The organism is Pantoea coffeiphila, assembly GCF_016909495.1.
In the GTDB taxonomy this organism is placed as follows: domain Bacteria; phylum Pseudomonadota; class Gammaproteobacteria; order Enterobacterales; family Enterobacteriaceae; genus Erwinia; species Erwinia coffeiphila.
The window spans coordinates 580622-602869 of sequence record NZ_JAFBFW010000002.1 but is presented as its reverse complement, the minus strand read 5'-3'; the positions used below and the strand labels follow the sequence as shown (position 1 = coordinate 602869).

Genomic DNA, 22248 nt, shown 5'->3' with positions numbered 1-22248 from the left:
GGATGGCCTGTTCGCCGTTTGTGAATGTCATAATCAGCTAACAACATCAGTCATTACTGAACACTACTCCAGACGTTGATTAACTGCCTCATACCCAAAATTTCCCGGGCAACTGTTGTCCTGCCGCCCGGGAGTTGCAACATTAAGCCCGAATACGTCGATACTCAGGGTGTGTGTTAACCCCCCAGAGGCCTGCGAACGAACTTACTATTGCACCGATCAGGAGTGCTATAAACGACCACAGGGCCATCCTTGCCCCAGCACTTGCCGCGGCGTCAGCTTTTTCAATGGCTTCTTTCTTGAGTTCTGCATAGCGCGCTTTGGTTTCTTCCAGTTGACCCTGAGCATCATTCAGACGTTCCCTGACCTGAGCTATGGCGTTATCACGGGTTTCAATAAAGTTATCGACAGCTTTGTCTGCTTCTTGCTGCGTCATTGTGGTATTAGCTGACAAAGCCTTTTTAACATCTTCCCGATCTACTGAATTTGCAACAGTGTCAGCACGCGATTTCAGCTTATCGCTCAGGCGATTAAGTATGACATCACTGCTATCAGGACTCACAGCAAGATCCTTGAGCGCACGGGTAATATCATTCCCTGCAGCTTTAAGCTGTGTCTGAAGATATTCAGGCTGAAGCTCGGGAATGCCTGATTTTTTTAGAGCATCTGCAACTTTCTGGTCAGTATTATTTGCTTCAAAGCTGGTATCAAGCCCCATACGCTCAGTAAGCTCAGAGGCTACATCTACTGATCCACCAGCAGCTTTACCTGCAAGACTACCTATGCCGCTCACGGCACTTCCGGTTGCAGAAGCGACACCACTGATAGCACTGCCTGCGGTATTTAATACTCCACCTATAGCAGCAAAGCCAAGCACCGAAGCAATAATTAACGATGTAGCCCAGCTCAGAAAACCGTGAACAGTACCATCCGTCCCTGCAAGACGGCCCGAAATAAACCCGCCACAGGCAAGGCTTATCACAACCGAAATCACAGACCAAGCTATAACAGCCTTATCAGCACCATTAATGATATCCTCTGATTTTGGCTGTAACATTGAAAGGCCGAGACTAGTCCCGAGCGTTGTGAAAAGTAGCGACAATGCAATTGCTGTTACTACTCCTGCAATCACACTCCCCCATGAAATACGTCTGAACAGAACAGCATCTTTATGAATTTCCATAATATGTCCTTAAATTATAAAAAAACGCACCAGTTGCCTTAAAAGTGTAGCTTTGTTTCAAGATTATTCCGAATGCGAGCGGTTAGATGAGTGTCTTAGATATGACTTTAGGAGCTAAATGATTAGTTTTTATTGATAATTTGATTGGTGGGAAATATGAAAACAATGCTAATAGATGAATTTTTGCACAGTCTTTTATAGGGGTTGTAAATTTTTGGATATCTGAATTTGCGTCTGGTGCAGAGGACCACTCTTACATCACCGGGCATCAGGCCGCGTTGTGAATGACTGCAAGTCACTTGCAGCAGTGATCGGAGATTTAGGAAGTGTGGCTCTGTTGCCGGGTTTCTATGCTAAAGTTGAGCATAATTATGACAGAGTATGACAAACGGTGATTCATGGCAGCACTTCCCCCAGTTGTTAAGGCATTCATCGTTCAGGCGCTGGCGTGCTATGACACCCCCTCGCAGGTCGTTAAGTCCGTCCAGGAAGAGTTTAGCCTGAATATTACGCGCCAGCAGGTTGAATCACACGATCCAACGAAGGCGAACGGCAGAAAGCTGGCACAGAAGTGGGTGGATCTGTTCACTTTCACCCGGGCGCAACTTCAGAAAAAGCTCTCGACCATCCCGATCGCCAACAAAGCCTATCGGCTGCGGTCGCTGGACAGGATGGCCGCAGATGCAGAATGTCGGAGCAACTATGCTATGACGGCCCAGCTACTCGAACAGGCCGCCCGGGAGTGTGGTGACGCCTATGTGAACAGGAAGAAAAACTAAGCTGATGAACAGTTTGGCTTCCAGAAGAATTCACCCACTAATGATATACAGATAATGTGTTCAGTAGTATCAGTCAGGTAACACGCCATTTAATGAGCCTAATTTAATGCTGGCTATCAGAATCGCCGATAAGCAGATCATGCACTCTTTTATTAAGATAGCTAGAAAGATAGTCAGAGCTTATCCTTAAGTGTGTTTATTTTAAACCGGCATGACGTTTTTTAGGTAACAATCGCACTGTTATGATTTGCGCGTTGTTAAATGCTGTTTAAAGTAGAAATAGCAATAAAGCCATAGTGAGGTACAACCATGCCAAAGAAGCTATTGCGTACATCCGATTCTCGACATCAGCCCAGCTAGCAGGTGATTCGATAAGGCGCCAGAATAGACTGATTGATGAATGGATCTCTCAAAACCCTGGTTACGAACTGGATGACATAACCTACCACGATTTGGGGCTGAGTGCTTTTAACGGCGCGAATGCTGTTAGAGGGGCGTTATCTGACTTCATTAACGCGGTAGAACATGGGTATATACCTAGGGGCACAGTTCTCTTAGTCGAGAGCTTAGACAGGCTTTCGCGAGAAAAAATAGGAGATGCAACAGATCGCCTAAAAAACATCCTGAGAAATGGCATCGATGTTGTGACCCTCTCCGATCATACCCGATACTCTGAATCATCCCTAGATGACCCTTACACCTTAATCAAAGCCATATTGATATCTCAGCGTGCTAACGAAGAAAGCGAAGTCAAATCACGCCGAATGCGCTCTGCATGGCAGAAGAAGAGAGAAGAGGCAGAGAAAACAGGAAAAATTATTACCCGTTCCTGCCCGCGATGGCTGAAGGTATCTGAAGATGGGCGTGGATTCCAGATAATTGAGGCACGAGCAAAGGTAATAAACCAGATTTTTAAACTCAGGCTAAAGGGACACTCGTTGAACGGCATCACAAAATTGCTGAACGATAAAAAGACAGAAACACTAACTGGTGAAGTCGGTGTGTGGAATCCATCAACGATTGAGAAACTCTTAGGCAATAAGGCGCTTATCGGCACATATGTGCCGTCCTATCAAACGATGTCAAAAGGTGTTAAAGAGATTCCGAATTACTTCCCTCAGATTGTTACCGAAAAACTTTTCAACGATGTTCAAGGGTTCAGGCTGACACCATTCGGGAAAGACGCTACTTATGACAATCCATATTTGGTCAATATTTTCCGTTCCGTACTCAGGTGTAAGCGCTGCGGGCATTCGATAATGATGTCGGGGATAGATAGCAAGGGCATGGGGTACTATGTGTGCCCGATGAGGCGCCTGCATCGATGTGACTCTCCTGCGCTCAGGCGAGGGGACGTTGATACAGTGTTGATAGGCACACTGCTTGCTAGCCTTGATTGGTTTCTGAAAAGTCATATTGGTTCTGGCCGTATCAAGCTGCTAGAAAATCGCCTGACTGAATTACACATTCAGATAAACAGGCTCATTGAGGCGCTACAAATAGCACCTGATGTAGAGCAGATTGCAAATAAAGTCAGAGATTTAAACAAGGAACTCCGAAATGGCGAGATTCAACTGAGGATGCTGAAGAGTAAGGGGGATCGAACGTCTGGATTTGCCATATCTCAAATGGACTTGAGTAACCGTAAGAACAGAGAGCGATGTCGAGATTATGCAATTCGTTGTCTGGAAAAGATAGTGGTTGATACTGCTGGCGGGCGTTGTGACGTCTATCTTGTCAACGGTGTTAGGTTGTTAAATTTTCCATTGCTCAATCCGATAAGCCAGCAATCCTTGATAAGTGCTATAGAGTATCTGGACGAAAACACGCTGATTTTTTGAGTTTAATGGCTGTGCCGATATGCGTAACATTGAAAATGTTGGTTCGCGGCCCACCGTATTGGTTCAGTTTTTCAGAAAAAAATCATTTAAAACAAAAGTTTTTACAAATTGAACTAACTGAACCAACCGAACCAACGCCTTTCTGCTTATAGAGAGAGAAATACCCGTGGCGTGAACTGGCATACTCATCTGCACAGTCGATAATCCCCTCTTCATAAAATTTCAGTTCTTAGCAGAACGAATGCGCCAGCGTCACCGTCATTTCGCCCGGTCAGCGCGGCAAAGCAGTACGCAGTATGAAGCATCCTGGCTGCGCAGTTGGGTAAGCGAATCACAGCCCTGCAGATCAAATCAGGAGGGTACAGGTTTCTCTGGCCGGCAGCGGTACGCATTGAGCTGGTACGCAGCAAAAAGGCACTTCCAGAGTGCGCACACCGGACGAATACTAACGCCTCAGCGAGTGATATATGACACCACAGCAGATAGCAGCACTGACCGCCGCAGAGATTGAACTCGCGGGACACACGCTCACCCCGGCAGACCAGCGGGAAATAGAGCGGACTATTGCCGACGACATCGCGCGACGTAAGCGCCGGTGGGAGATGATGAATGCGCCCACCTACGAGTGGAAGAGGCCTGCAGCGCGCAGAAGGTGAGAATTGGTAAGGTTCAGCATAACGCCGCAGCCAGACGCTTTGCGTTGTCGTCTTGACGCTTCCAGGCGCTGTAGATATCTTTTGTCCAGGCTTTGCCCGCCTTAGTCTGGTATCCAGCCTCATTGAGCCGCTCAGAAATGATACGGCCATTATCAAAACCTTCCCTGATAGTATCGGCGACAATCTTTATCACCACACGCTGGTCGTATGGCTGTGGTGGGATTCTCTGCTTACCACCTATGAGGGCCGCTGCTGCCGTTTCCATGCGCTCCACCAGCGACAGCAGGCGGTGATCTGGGTTGCTGTCGGGCTGGCCTACCTTCTGCCTCACAGCATCAACCAGCCAGGCGGTTTTGTCGGTGCCTGAACTGCTCACCGCTGACGAGAAGGCCTCAACCAGTTCAGCAGGCAGGCGAAAGGTAACGGACAGGGATTTGCTCATATGGGGTACCTAGCGATAGATTTGGGTGACCATTTTACCACCGTAAGACAGTGTAAGACATGCTGGTAAAGTGGAAACGGCATATCTAGTGTGGGCGTCATCGTGACATGCCACACCGTAACCAACAGGCCTGTATCGCGCCAAATTATGCAGTAACCACGGCAGTTCGTTGGTTCACGCCCTCTTAATGTTGGTTCAGCGCCTCTCCGTGTTGGTTCAGTTTTTTAGAAAATAATCAGTTAAAACAAAAGTCTTTACAAATTGAACCAACTGAACCAACCGAACCAACACCTTTCTGCTTATATAGAGAGCAACCCCAGGGATGTGAACTGGCATACTCATCTGCACAGTCGATAATCCCCTCTTCATAAAATTTCAGTTCTTAGCAGAACGAATGCGCCAGCGTCACCGTCATTTCGCCCGGTCAGCGCGGCAAAGCAGTACGCAGTATGAAGCATCCTGGCTGCGCAGTTGGGTAAGCGAATCACAGCCCTGCAGATCAAATCAGGAGGGTACAGGTTTCTCTGGCCGGCAGCGGTACGCATTGAGCTGGTACGCAGCAAAAAGGCACTTCCAGAGTGCGCACACCGGACGAATACTAACGCCTCAGCGAGTGATATATGACACCACAGCAGATAGCAGCACTGACCGCCGCAGAGATTGAACTCGCGGGACACACGCTCACCCCGGCAGACCAGCGGGAAATAGAGCGGACTATTGCCGACGACATCGCGCGACGTAAGCGCCGGTGGGAGATGATGAATGCGCCCACCTACGAGTGGAAGAGGCCTGCAGCGCGCAGAAGGTGAGAATTGGTAAGGTTCAGCATAACGCCGCAGCCAGACGCTTTGCGTTGTCGTCTTGACGCTTCCAGGCGCTGTAGATATCTTTTGTCCAGGCTTTGCCCGCCTTAGTCTGGTATCCAGCCTCATTGAGCCGCTCAGAAATGATACGGCCATTATCAAAACCTTCCCTGATAGTATCGGCGACAATCTTTATCACCACACGCTGGTCGTATGGCTGTGGTGGGATTCTCTGCTTACCACCTATGAGGGCCGCTGCTGCCGTTTCCATGCGCTCCACCAGCGACAGCAGGCGGTGATCTGGGTTGCTGTCGGGCTGGCCTACCTTCTGCCTCACAGCATCAACCAGCCAGGCGGTTTTGTCGGTGCCTGAACTGCTCACCGCTGACGAGAAGGCCTCAACCAGTTCAGCAGGCAGGCGAAAGGTAACGGACAGGGATTTGCTCATATGGGGTACCTAGCGATAGATTTGGGTGACCATTTTACCACCGTAAGACAGTGTAAGACATGCTGGTAAAGTGGAAACGGCATATCTAGTGTGGGCGTCATCGTGACATGCCACACCGTAACCAACAGGCCTGTATCGCGCCAAATTATGCAGTAACCACGGCAGTTCGTTGGTTCACGCCCTCTTAATGTTGGTTCAGCGCCTCTCCGTGTTGGTTCAGTTTTTTAGAAAATAATCAGTTAAAACAAAAGTCTTTACAAATTGAACCAACTGAACCAACCGAACCAACACCTTTCTGCTTATATAGAGAGCAACCCCAGGGATGTGAACTGGCATACTCATCTGCGCAGTCTATAGCCCCTCTTCATAAAACTTCAGTTCTTAGCAGAACGGATGCGCCAGCGTCACCGCCATTTAGCCCGGTCAGCGCGGCAAAGCAGTACCTAATGGCATGCCGGCATTACGCAGTATGAAGCATCCTGGCTGCGCAGTTGGGTAAGCGAATCACACCCCTGCAGATTAAATCAGGAGGGTGATCTCTTCCCTTTGTTCAGTACAGGTTTCTCTGGCTGGTGGCGGTACGCATTTAGTTGGTACGCATTGAGGTACGCAGCGAAAAGGCACATTCTTATGCGCACCTGAGCCGTATGCGAATCACCAACACACCACCAGCGAGGCAACCACATAAGAGCGGATAGACACTGGACGGCCGCCTGCTCCACACCATCCGTACCGGCTTAGCTCAACCCCAGCAGGCAAAGTAGCAGCATCAACGAACTAGTCTACTACCGAAGAAACGATCCATGAGAAAATGTAACGAGATACCTAATTCCATACTTCCTAATATTTAAGATGGATTCATAAAAAATTTGAAGGTACTATTTTTTATGAAGAAGTCAGCCGCAATGTATGCTTCACCCCAAAAAATGACTTGATCTTGTGTCAATTGGGGGTTAGTGTACTCACCGAACCCTGACTCCCGAGCTTCATGTTGTACGACATGCGGCGTTCTTAAGGAGGCAGGGTTTTTTTATGGGATAAAGCTATGGCAAAGTATCAAATTTTTGCTGATGAGGCATGGACTCATGGCACACCTCCGCCCAACCGTTATCACTGTTTTTTTGGCGGTATTTTTGGTTTAGAATCAGATGTGGATAGACTACAGACTGAACTAACTAAAATAAAAATGAGAAATGGTATAACGCAGGAAGTGAAATGGTCGAATGTTTCACCCGAAAATGTAACCTATTATCATGAATTAATCGATTGTATTAAAAATCATATATTAAATAATAATATTAAGTATCGTCAGATGTTCCGGGATAGAGTTTATCATCCTGTCCCTCTTCCAGAACAAGCTCCTCAATCGGAACTGGATATTCAATTTTTGGTTTATTATCAGTACCTTAAGCATTCCTTTGGTTGTGAATACCTCCCTATTGATCCTGATGGCACAACTATATTAATAAGATTAGATGGGCATTCAAGCGAACGTCACAAAACAAGCCTAACTAATTATTTGGAAGCTCTTCCCGCTCAATGGAAACGAGCAGATATTACAGTTAACGTCACATATGAAAATAGTAAAAACTCCATTAGATTGCAAGTTTGTGATTTGCTTATGGGGGCGGCTGGTTATTACGGTAATAAGTTTCATTTGCGTCGGCAGAATAATAGGCGTGGAATGACAAAAAAGCAAAAAATAAAGCATGAAATGTCATCGTATATTTATAATTCCTTTAGGGAAATTGATAAAATATCCAGAGGTTCCAAAGCATTCAATTGGTTCGAATCAACTGGAACGTCAGGGGATAAGAGGAATCGCTTGGATCACTGCCTAAGAATATGGAAGTTTATCCCAGAAAATCATGTGGTTAACAAAGGTTGGCAAAACGACAATCTAGACAGATATGGAATGTTTATAGCTGACAACTTTGAATAACAATTAATCTCATCAAAAAAAACCAGCTCTTATTAAGGGGGGAATTTCCCTTGCCTTATTGATAGGTTAAACCAATAAGGTTTTGAGTTATCTAGGTGCTTTTATCCTGGCTAATGATATCAATTAGCCAGGTGGTTTAATTAGTGCTGGATTCACGCGTGGCTGTGGTGAAAGGCTCTGCCAAAACAGAAGGGAAACTGGAAGTTGTATTACCACTATAATACAAGTAGAACGCATTGTTTTGGCTAGACTGCAGAACCGCAGCTACTGAACAACGGATGGTACCCCTGTAGTTGTTATACTGATCGCAAGTAATTGTTAAAATTAGTAATAATTTTGACAGAGTATGACAGGATGGTGATCCGTAGCAGCACTTCTCCCAGTGGTTAAAGCGTTCATCGTACAGGCGATGGCGTGCTATGACACACCGACTCAAGTCGTTAAATCCGTCCAGGAAGAATTTAGCCTCAGCATCACACGCCAGCAGGTGGAATCACATGATCCAACGAAGGCGAACAGTAGAAAGCTGGCTCAGAAGTGGGTGGCCTCTTCACCTTCACCAAGGGCAAATCCAGAGATAGAACGCACGACGGGGGATCGGCTGGTGGGTGTACTCCGCAGCGCGATTAAGGGCTGAAAAAGTGCCACACAAAAACATTTGGGGGTATATTTGGGGGTATATCGATGAATTGAATATGAAAAATATCATTAATTACATTTGGTTAGGTGTTAATGTTGAATCCTGTAGGGGCCATTAAATATCAATCACTTAAGCTATTCTCAATCCTGCCTGATTTTCTCCTTGTGTCGTTTTTATATAACCGATAGCCTCACTTCTGATTCATAGAAACGCTAAATACTGTAAATGCATACAGTTCTATTTTGTGGTAGAATAACCCGTTGATATGAAATTCAGAACCAGGAGCTATTTTTAATGAGTAAAATTAGCAAGTTGAAAGTCATCGATTTATTTTGTGGGGCCGGTGGTTTGTCCTACGGCTTCATGAAAGGTGATAATAGCGCTCATTTTGAAGGTATTCTGGCACTTGATAATGATAGTGCTGCGATCAAAACCTACAATGCTAACTATGGTGAGCATGGTGTAGTCGCAAATATTGAGGAATGGATTGCTGAAAATCCCGTACCTGAAGCAGATATCGTTATTGGTGGGCCCCCTTGCCAGGGGTTCAGCTTATTAAATAAAAACCGTGATGGTGACCATCGTCGTGCACTTTGGGAACCTTACATGGATATCATTGAGAAGTCATCGGCCTCAATTTTTGTTATGGAAAACGTTCCCGGGCTTTTATCGAGTGATGAGTTTCAAGATATCACGGCCCGTGCTGAAAGACTGGGTTTCACGCTTTTAAACCCTTCAATACTGAATACCGCTGATTATGGTGTACCTCAGACGCGTAAGCGCGCTATTGCCATTGGCATTAAGAAAGAGCGGTTTTCTCTGGATAAAGTATCAAACTTTCCACCGTTGCCTTCGCATCAAAATCCGGATAAACCCGGTAAACTTCCTTCATGGCTAAACGTTAAAGATTTTATTAGTGATTTACCAGAACCCGTGGGAACAGAAATTCGGGACGTCCCACCTCCATTGGATCTCCACTTCGGTCGGAACCCAACTGCTCTGTCTCAGGAGCGCTATCGCGCTGTTCCGATAGGGGGTAACAGATTTGACTTGCAAAATAACAGGCCAGATATTACCCCTGATTGTTGGATTAGAAAAAAATCCGGTGGTACTGATCTCTTTGGACGTTTATGGTGGGAACGCCCTTCCGTTACCATACGTACAGAATTCTTTAAGCCTGAAAAGGGACGTTATCTCCATCCGGAAGAACATCGTCCAATAACACATCGTGAAGCTGCCCGGTTAATGAGTTTTAATGATAGCTTTGTTTTCACAGGTACTAAAACAGAAATCGCTCGCCAGATTGGTAATGCGGTCCCTCCTGTTTTTGCTGAAAAAATAGCTAGTTATGTTATTCACTTGATGGAATGCAGAATTCAAAATGGTGCGAAGATCAAAGAAGAACGAACCGGAAACGCTGCGTAAACAGCTTGCAGTATTAATTGCTGATTTTGAGAGCAGATTATTAGAAAGTTCTTTGCGGGAGCAGGTTTTGGCTCTCGTACCTGCAACTCACGTGTTACGTGATTTGGGGAGTTCTCTTATTAATGATGAAGGCTGTAATTCTGCGCGAGAGCGTATTTTGGCATATCTAATGAAATACCCAAGGGAAATTATTCATGGCGATGAATTAATGATAGTCGCTGGGATAAGCGAATATGCAAGGAGGATAAGAGAATTAAGGGTTGAATTTGGTTGGTCAGTATTAAGTGGTAATACACTTAAAGAAATGATCGAGCAACAGGAAATTTCTATAGAAGATCTCAATGTCAGCGACATTAGCAGCCTCAAAACTGATATTTATGCTCTGATGTCTTCTGAACAAGATAGAGAAGCTGCGCTCCGTTGGAATGAAGTTAATGAACTTCGACGTACCAAGGTTTCAACCAAGGAAAAAATACTGACCTATCTGAGGAAGAATGTTGGTCGCCCGGTAACGGGTGAGGAACTGAGATATTTAGCTAACGATAGTAAGGAGTGGGCTCGTCGTACCCGCGAATTACGCACTGAGGATGGCTGGCCGATTGCAACTAAAAATTCCGGTCGCCCGGAATTGAATGTAGGTGCCTACCTGCTTGAAGAAGATCGGCAAGCGGAAGTTCATGATAGAAAAATACCCGATCCTGTCCGAGTCAAAGTGCTGGAACGAGATCGCCATGCTTGTCGAATCTGCCAATGGTCCCATACAAGAAAAATTCCCGGAGATCCAAGGACTTTTCTTGAATTACATCATATCGAACACCATGCTGACGGTGGGGAAAATGTGTTAGGAAACCTAATTACACTTTGTAATGTTTGCCATGATGATGTGCATAGAAAAAAAATCTCAAACAATTTTTTATTTGAGTTGATCCATTCTGAATGAATCTGCGTTACCTAACCAACAGTAACCTGACGAAAAATTATGATTATCGTAAGTAAAAAACGGTGCTGATACACCGTTTTTCACAAAGCTCAAATCCTCAAGCCTTAGCCCCAATCGCCGTCACCGACTTGCCATCCTGCTTTGTCTGCGGACGCACCGAATACATGATCGCAACCGAAACAAACAGTGATACCGCCATCAGCACAAACGACAGGCTCGGGTTGCCGGTCAGGCCGTTCAGTAATCCCACCAGCCAGGCACCGGTAAAGGCACCCAGCGCGCCAAAGCTGTTGATCAGGCCCATTGATACACCGGCCACGCTTTTTGGCAGCAGTTCGGGGATCAGCGCAAAGAACGGACCGTAAGGTGCGTACATACAGGCGGCAGCAAGAATTAACAGCCCGTAGGAGATCCAGAATGAATCACTGCCCAGCAGCCACGAACCGGTAAAGGCCAGTCCCGCGACCAGCAGCAGCGGCCAGACAAACAGTTTGCGGTTCTGAATTTTGTCAGACAGCGTTGAGACGATCAGCATCAGCACGATCGCCGCCAGGTAAGGCACGGCGGCCAGCCAGCCAACGGAGACGATATCGCGATTGGCGCCTGCCTTAATAATCGACGGCATCCACATCATAAAACCGTAAACGCCAATGCTCCAGAAGACGTGCACCAGGCACAGGCAAATCACGTTGCGCGAGGTGAAGGCTTCGCGGTAATTTTTTACCGGCTTGATGTCCTGCTGTTCGGCGGCCATCGCCTGTTCTAAATCGCGTTTCTCGCTCGATGACAGCCACGACACCTGTGACGGCTTATCGCGCACCGCCCACCACCAGAAAAAGGCCCAGGCGACCGCCGGAATCCCTTCGATGATAAACATCTCGCGCCAGCCCCAGGCCTGGATCAGATAGCCGGAGAGAATCGACATCCACAGCACGGTCACCGGATTGCCGAGTATCAGGAACGTATTGGCCCGCGAGCGCTCACCTTTAGTAAACCAGTTGCTGATAAAGATCAGCATCGCCGGCATCACCGCCGCTTCCACCACGCCGAGCGTAAAGCGGATAATCATCAGCATCGGAATATTCGCCACCAGTCCGGTAGCGGCAGCCAGGACTCCCCACAGCAGCAGGCTGACAAACACTAGCTTGCGGACGCTGCGTTTTACGGCATAAACCGCGCCGGGAACCTGAAAAAAGAAGTAACCGAGGAAGAACAGAGCGCCTATCAGCGATGAAATATTCTTGGTAATCCCCAGATCTTTATCAATACCGGCCGCGGCGGCAAAACCGTAGTTGGCGCGGTCAAGATAGGCAAGACTGTAGGTAATGAATATTATCGGCATTAAATAGAGCCAACGTTTTTGCGATAGTTTGACGTTTTTATTCATTGGGCATCCTGGTATCAAATAACGTTTATTTAGCGACGATGGATTGCTACCCATATACACATCACCTTCAGGCATTCCACGGTCTTTTTAGCGGCAGGCAGCGTTTACTGTTACCGATAACAGTAAATAACATGACACAACGGATGAGCGACAAACAGCGCAGTTGATGGATTTAAAACAGAGTTGTGATAGCGCTTAGAAAGTTTGGAACATGGATAAGTAACATGCGGAAAGTGGGATTACGGAGTAGGGCGCATTAACCATATAGCAACGCCGCCAGCGCAATCAAAGCGGGAATCGACTGCACGTAAAGGATCTTCCGGCTCGCCGTCGCAGCGCCGTAGATACCGGCAATCATCACGCAGCTAAGGAAAAACAGCTTAAACTGGAATCCGACCTCGCCAAGCCACAGCCCCCACAGCAGACCGGCGGCCAGAAAGCCGTTGTACAGTCCCTGATTTGCCGCCAGCACGCGGGTGCTGCGGGCAAACTCCTCGCTCAGGTTAAATGCCCGGCGGCCGGTTGGAGTATCCCACAGAAACATCTCCAGGATCAGGATATAGATATGTATTGCCGCCACAAGGGCGATAAGCGTATTGGCTAGCATGGCGAGTCCCGGTCAGCGCGTTGTACTAAAAGTATAGGCAATCCTTGTTCACTGCTGTACGAAGTTGCACGCTTTGGGTTTGAGACGGCGATATTTTCACCGACAACCCTATTAAACTGAATGAAATAGCCTGACTAAAACCAAAAGAAATATCACCCACCTCACAAAATCTCCTTATTCATTTCCGCTAATTACCCCGTCAAAAATAAGCGTCACATCACAGTTATTCCACCTTTTGAGAAGTAAGTCTCACTTTATTATCCGCAATAACAAGCGGTTTCCCCCTGGCGGAGGAAACCGGTTCTCTTTTCGCTTTCGTTAATCCGCTTATTATGGTTGCCAGGACATGCTGAAGACAAAAGTGGAGACGTCGCAATTATGTTGATTGCCAGAGAGAACATTTTTCTGAATAAGAATTTTAGTAGTAAGGGGGAGATATTTCAGTTTCTGTCTCAGCAGGCGGTTGAGCGGGGCTGGGCGGCGGATGCAGAAAAAATAGAGGCGGATCTGTGGACCCGCGAAAATCAGTATTCCACCGGCTTTGAAGGCCAGATTGCCATCCCGCATGCCAAAACGATCAACGTGACCGAGGCGGGGGTGATCTTTATCCGACTGGAGCAGGCGCTGGACTGGGAAAGCCTGGACGACAGCCCGATAAAAATCGTTTTCGGCCTGTTCGTGCCGGAATCCGGTGCGCAGCTGCTGCACCTGAAAATCATCAACAGCCTGGCCAGCCAGATCGTCGAGGACGACTTCCGTCAGCAACTGTTTGATGCCAAAAGCGAAGATGAACTGTTCAACTACATGCAGTCGCGTGTGGTTATCGAGGAGGACGCATGAATATTGTTGGAGTTACTTCCTGCATCGCTGGCCTGGCCCATACGCCAATGGCGGCAAAATCGCTGGAAAAAGAGGGCACAAAGCTGGGCCACAGCGTCAAAGTGGAGCAACAGGGTGCGATGGGCATGATGAATAAGCTTTCCCCGGCGGACATCAGCGCTGCCGATTTCGTGCTGATTGCCGCCGATCGATCCATAGAAGAAGAGGAGCGCTTTGAAGGCAAAATAATAATCCGGGTAAAAATTGGACAGTGCGTCAGCCACGCCGCTGAAGTCATAAAGAAATGCGTCGCCGCCGTTGAAGAACGTAAAAATAAATAACTCTGGTGATCTATGAAAAAAATAATGGTGGATATTAAGAACCATCTGATGACGGGTATTTCCTTTGCCCTGCCGGTGATTATTGCCGGCTCACTGATGGTGGCCGTAGCAAAAATTATCGGCATTGCCTTTGGTGCTTCCGATCTTAATCAGTTTGCCGACGTGCAGGGAATTAAAAACTGGCTGTATCAGACTCAGGAAATAGGCTTCAAAATAATCGGGCTGATGAATTATATCCTCGGTGCCTATGTGGCCTATTCCATCGCCGGGAAAAAAGGGCTGGCGGCCGGTTTTGCCGCCGGGCTGATCGCCTCTATCACCGGGTCCGGCTTCCTCGGCGCCGCGATCGGCGGCCTGCTGGCGGGCTACTCCTCCGACTGGGTGGCGCGCAAAGTGCGGATCACCGGCTCGGCGGCGACCTCGGTGCCGTTGATTATCCTGCCGTTTATCACCGTTGGCCTGCAGGTGCTGGTGATGCTGCTGCTGCTGGGTGATGCCCTCAGCTGGCTAAACAGTTCGCTCATGTCCTGGGTGCAGGAAATGACCAAGGATGGCACCAGTACCGTGGTGCTGGCGGCGGTGCTCGGCGGCATGATCTGCTTCGACCTCGGCGGCCCGGTGAATAAAGCGGCGTGGGGCACGGCCAACGTGCTGTTCCTCAGCGGCGTGTATCTGCCCGCCATCCTGGTCAACGTGGCAATTATTATCCCGCCGCTGGGCTATGCCGCTGCACGTTTCCTGCGCCCGGCCAACTACAGCCAGACGCTGAAAGAGGCCGGTAACGGTTCGGTGATTATGGGCATCCTCGGCATCTCCGAAGGGGCGATCCCCTTCACGCTGAAAAACCCGGCGCGCCTGATCCCGCTGAACGTTTTTGCCGGTATCGCCGGTGCCATGACCGTGGCCCTGCTGAAAGCCTATCCGATTATGCCGCCGCTGGGCGGGCTGTACGGCGGGTTTACCGTCGGCAACGCCTGGGCCTACTTCGCCGGGGCGCTGGTCGGCACGCTGGTTATCGCCTTCGGAGCCAACCTGCTGGTCAACTTTAACGATGAACCGACGGGCAGCGCTCAGGCCGATGACTTTGCTGCGGACAGTATCGAAATCAAATTTGATTAATGACCCGAGTGGTTTAGGGACGACGTAATGAACAAGAAAACCGTACATGTTTATACCCACACGCACTGGGACCAGGAGTGGTACTTCACCACCTCGCGCTCGCGTATTTACCTGTTCAGCCATATTAAAAATGTGCTGCGCGTGCTGGAAGATAACCCGGATTTCCCCAGCTATCTGCTGGATGCGCAAAGCTCGCTGATTGAAAGCTATCTGCAGTGGGCACCGGAAGATCGCGATCGCCTGCATCATCTGATTGCCGAACAGCGCCTGATTACCGGCCCGTGGTACACCCAGACCGATCAGCTGGTGATCCATCAGGAGTCCGTAGTGCGCAACCTGTATTACGGTCAGCGCATTGCCGCAGAGGCCGGTCACAGCCTGCCGCTCGGCTACGTGCCGGACTGCTTCGGCCAGGGCGGCAACATGCCGCAGATTTATCGCCAGTTCGGCATCCGCCACGCGCTGTTCTGGCGCGGCATTGCCGATAACACCCTGCATGAAACCGAGTTTCTCTGGCAGGGTGATAACGGCGACAAGGTCTTTGCCGTACAGATGCCGTGGGGCTACCACTATGGCGGCCTGATCGACGAAACGCCGGCGACCATGAAGGCGTTTCTCGACGAGAAAATGGCACCGATCGAAGCCCGCAGCACGCGCCAGCATCTGCTTTATCCGCACGGCTTTGATCAGGCCCCGGTGCGGGAAAACCTGCCGGAGCTGGTGCGCTCGTTTAATGAATGTGACGCGGCCCGCCACTATCAAATCAGCAGCCCGCTGGAGTTTGTGCAGGCGGTGGAAAACGAGTCAGGCGGGGAAGTGCGCGTCTTACAGGGTGAGCTGACCGAGGGCAAACACTCCCGCGTGCACAAAACCATCTTCTCCTGCCGCGCCGACCTTAAGCTGCTGAACAACGAAGTGGAAGCGCTGCTGGTCAACACGCTGGAACCGGTACTGGCGATCGGTCGCGGGCTGGGGCATGACTATCCGTCGCGCATCGTGGCGGATATCTGGAAGCTGATGTTTTATAACGCCGCACACGACAGCATCGGCGGCTGCAACAGCGACGACACCAACCGCGATATCGCCTTCCGCTATAAGCAGGCGCGCGATCTGGCGACCAACCTGCTGGAGTCGGCCACCCGACAGATTAGCATCCGCATTCCGCGCGATCACGACTACAGCTTTACCGTGTTCAACCCGCTGCCGAACCCGGTGACGCAGCAGATCACCTTCGAAGCGTGGCTGCCAGGCCTGCCGTTTACCCTGCGGGATGCTGACGGTAACGCGCTGCCGTGCGTCATTGAAGAACAGGAAGATCTGACCCAGTACGTGCTGAATCAGACCATCCGCCTGAACCCGGGCAAACCGTATCACCGCCCGGAAAAAGTGTTCCGTACCCGCCTGACGGTGGCCGCCCGCGATCTTCCGGCGCTGGGCTACACCCGCTGGCATCTGGACTTCTCCGCCGACGGCATCAGCCCGCGCCGGGTGGATGCAGAAACGGTGATTGAAAACGCAGCCTATCGCATTGAAGTGGAGGGCAACGGCCTGCTGGCGATTACCCACAAGGCCAGCGGCAAACGCTATCAGCGGCAGATGCTGCTGGTGGAAAACGGCGACGACGGCGACTCCTACAACTATTCGCCGCCGCGTCAGGACATGTTCATCACCTCGGAAAATGCGCTGGTGCAGGCCAGCCGCCAGCAGGACGATCTGCGCCAGACGCTGCATCTTGAGTATCTGCTCTCGGTGCCTGCCAGCCTGGAAGAGCGAGCGCAGGGTATTGCCCGTTCACCGATGAAAGTGGCGGCAACCGTCACCCTGCAGGATGACGATCTGATCCGCTTCAAGGTGGATGTGGAAAATGATGTGCTGAGTCATCGCCTGTGCGTACACTTCGCCACAGATATTCTGGCCAACGTCTCCTGCGCGGATCAGCTGTTTGGCGTGGTCACCCGCCCGGTGCAACTCAGCAACGCGCTGGCGGTGTGGGAAGAGGAAAACTGGCACGAGAAACCGATCGCTATCGAGCCGATGCAGAGCTACGTCAACCTGCACGACGAACAGCACGGTTTCACCCTGCACACCAACGGCGTGCGCGAGTATGAAATCGTCGGTGACGGCTTCGATACCATCGCCGTAACGCTGTTCCGTACCTTCGGCTATATGGGCAAAGAAAACCTGCTGTACCGGCCAGGACGCGCCTCCGGCGAGTCGGTGATTGCCACGCCGGATGCCCAGCTGCTGGGATCGCTCTCGTTCAGCTTCGGCTGGCGTATCCACAGCGGCAGCTTCAATCAGGGGCAGCACGCAAGGGTGTCGAAGCAGCTGCTGACCACCTTCCCGGTGTATCAGGACAGCGATTTCCTCAACGGGCGTCTGCGCTTCTGCCTGAACGATGAAGTGCGCGACTACCCGGAAACGCTCAGTCTGCTGACGCTGCCGCACGGCGAAAACGATGCGCTGGTCAGTACGGTGAAATGCGCCGAACAGGAAGAGGGCTACATCGTCAGGCTGTACAACCCGAACCTGGAACAGGCCGTCGCTCTGCCGGATCTGGCGAATGCCCGCCCGGTGATGCTGGATGAACGTACGCCGATGCCGGTACGCCAGCAGCTGCAACAAAACGATGTCCAGACGCTGTATATCACCAGGGATTAAGAGAGAAATATGAGACTGTTCACCAATAAACGGGTCAGAGATATTTTCGTACAGATTGCCAAAGGTCCGGCGACGCAGGCGTTTCTTGCCAAAGAGATGAACGTGTCAACGCGCACCATTCGCAGCGATCTGAAAGAGTTAAGCGATATCATCCCCCGCTACGGCATCAGTCTCTTATACGATCGCAAAACGGGGTTTGAAGTGAAATGCGACGACCCCGCCAGCTATCACGCCCTGCTGGAAGAGTCCGACAGGCCGGTCAACCAGACCCGATCCGCGGCGGATCGCAGAAAGCAGCTGATGGCGCTGCTGCTGCGTCAGCAGGGATACGTGGCGCTGGAAGCGCTGGAGTCAGACTGGTTTATCAGCATCTACAGCCTGAAAAACGACGTGGCGCTGCTGAAACGCCACTTCTCCTTCTATCAGATTGCGGTGAACGCGGTAGGGAACGAACGATTAAGGATCGCCGGGGATGAAGTGAATATCCGCCGCTGCATCTACGATCACCTGCTGCGCTCAACGGAAACGGAAAGCGATTACCGCGAGCTGTTTGCCTGCGAAAGTGCCTTCTCCGAAATCAAAAATGCGCTAAGCCAGCTGCTGGTGAATAACCAGCTGCGCTTTAGCGACGTGAATCTGCGTTCTTTTACGCTCTGCTGCGGCATTGCGCTGGAAAGAATACGCGGCGGCAACGGGCTGCTGGACTACGATTTTAACCATTGCGACACGCTGTGGCAGCCCATTGCCCGCCAGGTTCTGCAATTGCTGCTGGCGGATCAATCCGACAGCGCGCCGCAGGGTGAAGTTAACTATATGGCGATGAACCTGTCGGCATTCTGCTCGGTTAGCGGCGACAGCGATCTGCCGGATCGCTGCTACGATGCGGAACTGACGGTGATGAACCATTTCTTAAGCTACGTCAGTTCCGTCTGGTACTGCGACGTCAGCTACGACGAGCAGTCGAAAAAGAACCTGCTGAATCACATTAAGGCGATGCGCACCCGGGTGAATCACGGCATCACCATTATCAACCCGCTGCTGGATCAGATTAAGCGCCACTATCCGCTGATGTACGAAATGACCCTGACCGCCTTCAGCGAGCTGGATAACTTTTTCACCGGCAAGCTGAGCGACGATGAGATCGGTTATCTGGTGATGCACATTGGCGCGGTGCTGGAGGATACCCTCTATCAGCATCAGGGCAGTGCGATCAGCGCGCTGATCGTCAGCGATCAGGGTATGGCCTCTACGCGGATCGTCAGCCAGCGGATCGTGCGTATGTATCCCAATATGGCGATTGGCGAGCCGATCTCCGTTCAGCAGTATCAGGCGATGGAAAACATCGCCGAGGACGTGGTGATCAGCATGGTGCCGGTGGTGGAGAAAAACCGAAAGGTGATTAATCTGCCCGCGCTGCCGGAGCGCTGGCAGCTGGAGAACATCAAATACTACCTGACCAATCATCGCTCCCCGGCGGATACGGTGATGAACTATTTCTCACCGGCGCATTTCTTTATTTTTGAGCAGTCCGAACATAACAAGGACTCGCTGATTGAGTTTCTTGCCCGGCGGCTGGAGTCCACCGGCAAAGTGGACGCCCGCTATTTGCCGTCGGTGGTGGAGCGTGAAGCACACGCCTCCACGCTGCTGGCGGATAAAATCGCCATTCCTCACCCGATGGGGCTGGTGGCCTCCACCACCCAGGTGACTGTGGCGGTATTCCCGCAGGGCATCGAATGGGATGCGGGGAAAGTGGTGAAATTAGTGTTCATGCTGGCAATCAGTGAAGACGCCTTTGTCGATAGCATGATTATTTATGACTATCTGACCAATATTCTCGATGATGACATTATCGATAAATTAAGCGCGTCCGGCACCTTTGCTGATTTCATGTGTTTATCCGGGAGGTATTTCATCTAAAAAAGAAAGGCAGAGTCATAAATGTTGATGGCAAATTAAATAATAAAAACCCAATCCGATTAAAATAAGAAAGGAATTAATAATGAAATTTAATCATTATCTCTGTAGTCTATTCCTGTTTTCCGTTCCGGCTCTTTCTGCAATCACCGTGGATACGCCGGAAGGCAGCCTGAAGTTTTATGGCGACGTGGAGTTTAACGTGGATGCCGCGAGTAAGACCGGCCAGTTAACGTCGCTGCGTACGAATTCAGGCAATAACTGGAATGCCGGAAATACCGAGCGCTGGGACGTCAATGGCCGTATTTTACTCGGCGTGGACGGCTATCGCAGCGTGGCGAATAATAAATTTGCCGGATTCACCGTCCAGCCGCTGGCCGATCTCTCCGGCAATATGAATCTTGACGATGCTGCCTTCTTCTTCGGCCAGGAGAAAGACTGGAAGGTGAAAGTGGGGCGCTATGAAGCCTTCGATATGTTCCCGCTTAACCAGGATACGCTGATTGAGTATTCCGGCAATACGGCAAACAACCTCTACGATGACGGCTTCGGCTACATCTATATGATGAAAGAGGGCCGTGGCCGCAGCAGCGCCGGTGGCGCTATCCAGCTGAGTAAAATGAGCGGGCCGTTCTACTTTGAGCTGAACACCTTCGCCAGCGACGGCACCAAACTGTTCCAGGATCAGGCCTATCACGGCAATGCGCTGGAAAATAAAAAGAACGTTATCTATCTGCGCCCGATCGTTGCCTATACGGTAAATGACGTGACCGCCGCCATCGCCATGGAAACCAACGTGGTCAGCAATGCCTACGGCTACAATGACGCTAACGGCAACTTTAACGACCAGTCAAAACGTAACGGCTACGGGGCCACCTTCAGCTGGAACGGGCAAAAATCCAACCCGGACGATGGCGTGGTCTTTAATCTGAGCACCGCCTATCTGGATGCCACCGACGAGAAAGACTTCAGCGCTGGAACCAACGCCCTGTGGCACGATTTTGAGCTGGGCTATATTTACGCGAAAAACGACGTGCAGAAATTTAATTTCGCCAATACCGACATCGTTAATGCCGATGAAGTTATTCTCGGTAAATATGATATTCACACCGTGCATGCCTCATACCGTATTCGCAACGTGATGGAAATGGATAACTTCGATGTTTATTTAGGTGCCTACTGGTCCCGATTGAGCATGGATAACGAGCAGGGCGATGATAAAGATCGCTATGGCGCGCGCGTAAGATTTAAATATCACTTCTAATTAAAATAACCGCTTTCCCGTGCACGCGATTAATCGGTGCAGGCCGCTTGCTGCCTGAATAACGGCGGCGCACGGGAATGTATTTCACAGCAGGGGACATTATGCATTATCTCGGTCTGGATATTGGCGGCACCAAAATGGCGGCGGTGGTGATGAATGCCACGGGCGAGGAAATAGCCCGCTACCGACGTACAACGGTAAAAATCGACTATCCGGCATTTATTGATGAGCTGTGCGATTTCGTGGCGGAAATACGTGTGCAGAGCCAGCAGCCATTATCGATGGGTATTGCGCTACCCGGCGGTATTTCCCCCGCCAGTGGCAAAATCAAAAACTCCAATATTCTGGTGCTTAACGGCCAGGATCTGAAAACCGATCTGGAGCAGCGTCTGGATACAGCGGTGGTGATTGCCAACGATGCTAACTGCTTTGCGCTGTCGGAAGCCTGCGATGGCGCAGGAAAGGGCGCAGAGGTGGTATTCGGCATCACCCTTGGCACCGGCTGCGGCGGCGGGATGTCGGTGAAGCAGCAGATATTTACCGGTGCGTGGGGCAACGCGGCGGAGTGCGGCCATATTACACTGCCGGACTACGCCGAACAGCAGGATGGCCCGCTGGCTATCTGCTACTGCGGCAGGCAGAACTGCGTGGAGTCATTTGTCTCCGGCACCGGGCTGGCGGAGCGCTATTTCCGGCTGACCGGCGAGCAGCGCTCGGCCCCGGAGATTATCCGGCTGGCGCAGCAGGGCGAGCCTCAGGCGTTACAGCAGATATCACGCTTCAGAAGCCAGCTGGCGCGGCTGCTGGCGACGATCGTCAATATCGTCGATCCGAACATCATTGTGCTCGGCGGCGGGCTGTCGAATGAGCCACTGCTGCTGGAAGGGCTGGCGGAAGCCACCGGGGAGCGGGTGTTTACCGATCGGTTCCTCACCCCGATCGTGGTGGCGCAGCACGGCGACAGCAGCGGTATGCGCGGCGCGGCCTGGCTGGCTATTCGCTCGCAGACCGATCGTTCTTTTGCTGGCTGACGG

General features: G+C 50.5%; 17 protein-coding genes and 1 pseudogene. 13 read left to right on the top strand and 5 right to left on the bottom strand.

Annotated features, from left to right (window positions below; translation table 11 throughout):
* Positions 1-142: 142 nt before the first annotated feature.
* Positions 143-1183 (bottom strand): TIGR04086 family membrane protein, encoded by a 1041-nt coding sequence (locus JOE09_RS08465; RefSeq protein ID WP_205065456.1) that lies wholly within the window; start codon positions 1181-1183, stop codon positions 143-145.
* A 398-nt stretch (positions 1184-1581) separates the two neighbouring features.
* On the opposite strand from JOE09_RS08465, the gene JOE09_RS08460 reads away from it, so the two are divergent.
* Positions 1582-1962: a DUF2280 domain-containing protein gene (locus tag JOE09_RS08460; RefSeq protein ID WP_205065455.1), complete on the top strand. Its 381-nt coding sequence runs from the start codon at positions 1582-1584 to the stop codon at positions 1960-1962.
* Between the two features lie 296 nt (positions 1963-2258).
* Positions 2259-3803 carry a recombinase family protein gene (locus JOE09_RS08455; RefSeq protein ID WP_205065454.1) on the top strand — a complete coding sequence of 515 codons (1545 nt, stop codon included), beginning with the start codon at positions 2259-2261 and terminating at the stop codon, positions 3801-3803.
* Between the two features lie 669 nt (positions 3804-4472).
* Here the strand turns inward: JOE09_RS08455 and JOE09_RS08450 are convergent.
* Entirely contained in the window at positions 4473-4901 is a 429-nt protein-coding gene (locus JOE09_RS08450; protein WP_205065453.1) for a hypothetical protein, read from the bottom strand.
* 822 nt (positions 4902-5723) lie between these two features.
* Entirely contained in the window at positions 5724-6152 is a 429-nt protein-coding gene (locus tag JOE09_RS08445; protein ID WP_205065453.1) for a hypothetical protein, read from the bottom strand.
* Between the two features lie 1045 nt (positions 6153-7197).
* Here JOE09_RS08445 and JOE09_RS08440 point away from each other — a divergent pair.
* The 4 genes and pseudogenes from JOE09_RS08440 to JOE09_RS08425 all read left to right on the top strand — a co-directional run bounded on the left by JOE09_RS08440 (position 7198) and on the right by JOE09_RS08425 (position 11099).
* Positions 7198-8094 carry a DUF3800 domain-containing protein gene (locus tag JOE09_RS08440; RefSeq protein ID WP_205065452.1) on the top strand — a complete coding sequence of 299 codons (897 nt, stop codon included), beginning with the start codon at positions 7198-7200 and terminating at the stop codon, positions 8092-8094.
* A gap of 364 nt (positions 8095-8458) precedes the next feature.
* Positions 8459-8638 (top strand): annotated as a pseudogene (locus JOE09_RS26105) (DUF2280 domain-containing protein); the annotation flags it as partial.
* Positions 8639-9028: 390 nt separating this feature from the next.
* Positions 9029-10159: a DNA cytosine methyltransferase gene (locus tag JOE09_RS08430; RefSeq protein WP_205065451.1), complete on the top strand. Its 1131-nt coding sequence runs from the start codon at positions 9029-9031 to the stop codon at positions 10157-10159.
* Entirely contained in the window at positions 10116-11099 is a 984-nt protein-coding gene (locus tag JOE09_RS08425; protein ID WP_205065450.1) for an HNH endonuclease, read from the top strand. The genes JOE09_RS08430 and JOE09_RS08425 overlap by 44 nt, the downstream gene beginning before the upstream one ends.
* A 97-nt stretch (positions 11100-11196) precedes the next feature.
* Here the strand turns inward: JOE09_RS08425 and JOE09_RS08420 are convergent, their stop codons facing one another.
* Positions 11197-12486 (bottom strand): MFS transporter, encoded by a 1290-nt coding sequence (locus JOE09_RS08420; protein WP_239552992.1) that lies wholly within the window; start codon positions 12484-12486, stop codon positions 11197-11199.
* Between the two features lie 256 nt (positions 12487-12742).
* Positions 12743-13093, bottom strand: coding sequence for a DUF1304 domain-containing protein (locus JOE09_RS08415; RefSeq protein ID WP_205065449.1), 351 nt, complete (start codon positions 13091-13093; stop codon positions 12743-12745).
* A 378-nt stretch (positions 13094-13471) separates the two neighbouring features.
* Between JOE09_RS08415 and JOE09_RS08410 the strand changes: the two genes are divergently transcribed.
* From JOE09_RS08410 to JOE09_RS08380, 7 genes are all read left to right on the top strand, one after another.
* The gene (locus JOE09_RS08410; protein WP_205065448.1) at positions 13472-13933 is read left to right on the top strand and encodes a PTS sugar transporter subunit IIA; all 462 of its coding nucleotides are present in this window, start codon (positions 13472-13474) and stop codon (positions 13931-13933) included.
* Entirely contained in the window at positions 13930-14253 is a 324-nt protein-coding gene (locus JOE09_RS08405; protein ID WP_205065447.1) for a PTS fructose transporter subunit IIB, read from the top strand. Before JOE09_RS08410 ends, JOE09_RS08405 begins: the two co-directional genes overlap by 4 nt.
* Before the next feature lie 12 nt (positions 14254-14265).
* Positions 14266-15372, top strand: coding sequence for a PTS fructose transporter subunit IIC (locus JOE09_RS08400; protein ID WP_200545473.1), 1107 nt, complete (start codon positions 14266-14268; stop codon positions 15370-15372).
* A gap of 27 nt (positions 15373-15399) precedes the next feature.
* A complete protein-coding gene (gene mngB / locus JOE09_RS08395) occupies positions 15400-18033 on the top strand; it encodes a mannosylglycerate hydrolase (protein ID WP_205065446.1) in 2634 nt (877 codons plus the stop codon).
* Between the two features lie 9 nt (positions 18034-18042).
* Complete coding sequence (locus tag JOE09_RS08390; RefSeq protein WP_205065445.1) at positions 18043-19953, top strand: BglG family transcription antiterminator; 1911 nt, start codon at positions 18043-18045, stop codon at positions 19951-19953.
* A gap of 82 nt (positions 19954-20035) precedes the next feature.
* Positions 20036-21214 (top strand): carbohydrate porin, encoded by a 1179-nt coding sequence (locus tag JOE09_RS08385; RefSeq protein ID WP_205065444.1) that lies wholly within the window; start codon positions 20036-20038, stop codon positions 21212-21214.
* A 101-nt stretch (positions 21215-21315) separates the two neighbouring features.
* Entirely contained in the window at positions 21316-22245 is a 930-nt protein-coding gene (locus JOE09_RS08380; protein WP_205065443.1) for an ROK family protein, read from the top strand.
* Positions 22246-22248 lie beyond the last annotated feature (3 nt).

Excerpts from the sequence above, each read along its gene's own strand:
- JOE09_RS08400 (WP_200545473.1), top strand. The coding sequence starts at position 14,266 with ATGAAAAAAATAATGGTGGATATTAAGAACCATCTGATGACGGGTATT.
- JOE09_RS08460 (WP_205065455.1), top strand. The coding sequence starts at position 1,582 with ATGGCAGCACTTCCCCCAGTTGTTAAGGCATTCATCGTTCAGGCGCTG.
- JOE09_RS08405 (WP_205065447.1), top strand. The coding sequence starts at position 13,930 with ATGAATATTGTTGGAGTTACTTCCTGCATCGCTGGCCTGGCCCATACG.
- JOE09_RS08410 (WP_205065448.1), top strand. The coding sequence starts at position 13,472 with ATGTTGATTGCCAGAGAGAACATTTTTCTGAATAAGAATTTTAGTAGT.
- JOE09_RS08385 (WP_205065444.1), top strand. The coding sequence starts at position 20,036 with ATGAAATTTAATCATTATCTCTGTAGTCTATTCCTGTTTTCCGTTCCG.
- JOE09_RS08445 (WP_205065453.1), bottom strand. The coding sequence starts at position 6,152 with ATGAGCAAATCCCTGTCCGTTACCTTTCGCCTGCCTGCTGAACTGGTT.
- mngB (WP_205065446.1), top strand. The coding sequence starts at position 15,400 with ATGAACAAGAAAACCGTACATGTTTATACCCACACGCACTGGGACCAG.
- JOE09_RS08430 (WP_205065451.1), top strand. The coding sequence starts at position 9,029 with ATGAGTAAAATTAGCAAGTTGAAAGTCATCGATTTATTTTGTGGGGCC.
- JOE09_RS08380 (WP_205065443.1), top strand. The coding sequence starts at position 21,316 with ATGCATTATCTCGGTCTGGATATTGGCGGCACCAAAATGGCGGCGGTG.
- JOE09_RS08420 (WP_239552992.1), bottom strand. The coding sequence starts at position 12,486 with ATGAATAAAAACGTCAAACTATCGCAAAAACGTTGGCTCTATTTAATG.
- JOE09_RS08440 (WP_205065452.1), top strand. The coding sequence starts at position 7,198 with ATGGCAAAGTATCAAATTTTTGCTGATGAGGCATGGACTCATGGCACA.
- JOE09_RS08390 (WP_205065445.1), top strand. The coding sequence starts at position 18,043 with ATGAGACTGTTCACCAATAAACGGGTCAGAGATATTTTCGTACAGATT.
- JOE09_RS08465 (WP_205065456.1), bottom strand. The coding sequence starts at position 1,183 with ATGGAAATTCATAAAGATGCTGTTCTGTTCAGACGTATTTCATGGGGG.
- JOE09_RS08425 (WP_205065450.1), top strand. The coding sequence starts at position 10,116 with ATGGTGCGAAGATCAAAGAAGAACGAACCGGAAACGCTGCGTAAACAG.
- JOE09_RS08450 (WP_205065453.1), bottom strand. The coding sequence starts at position 4,901 with ATGAGCAAATCCCTGTCCGTTACCTTTCGCCTGCCTGCTGAACTGGTT.
- JOE09_RS08415 (WP_205065449.1), bottom strand. The coding sequence starts at position 13,093 with ATGCTAGCCAATACGCTTATCGCCCTTGTGGCGGCAATACATATCTAT.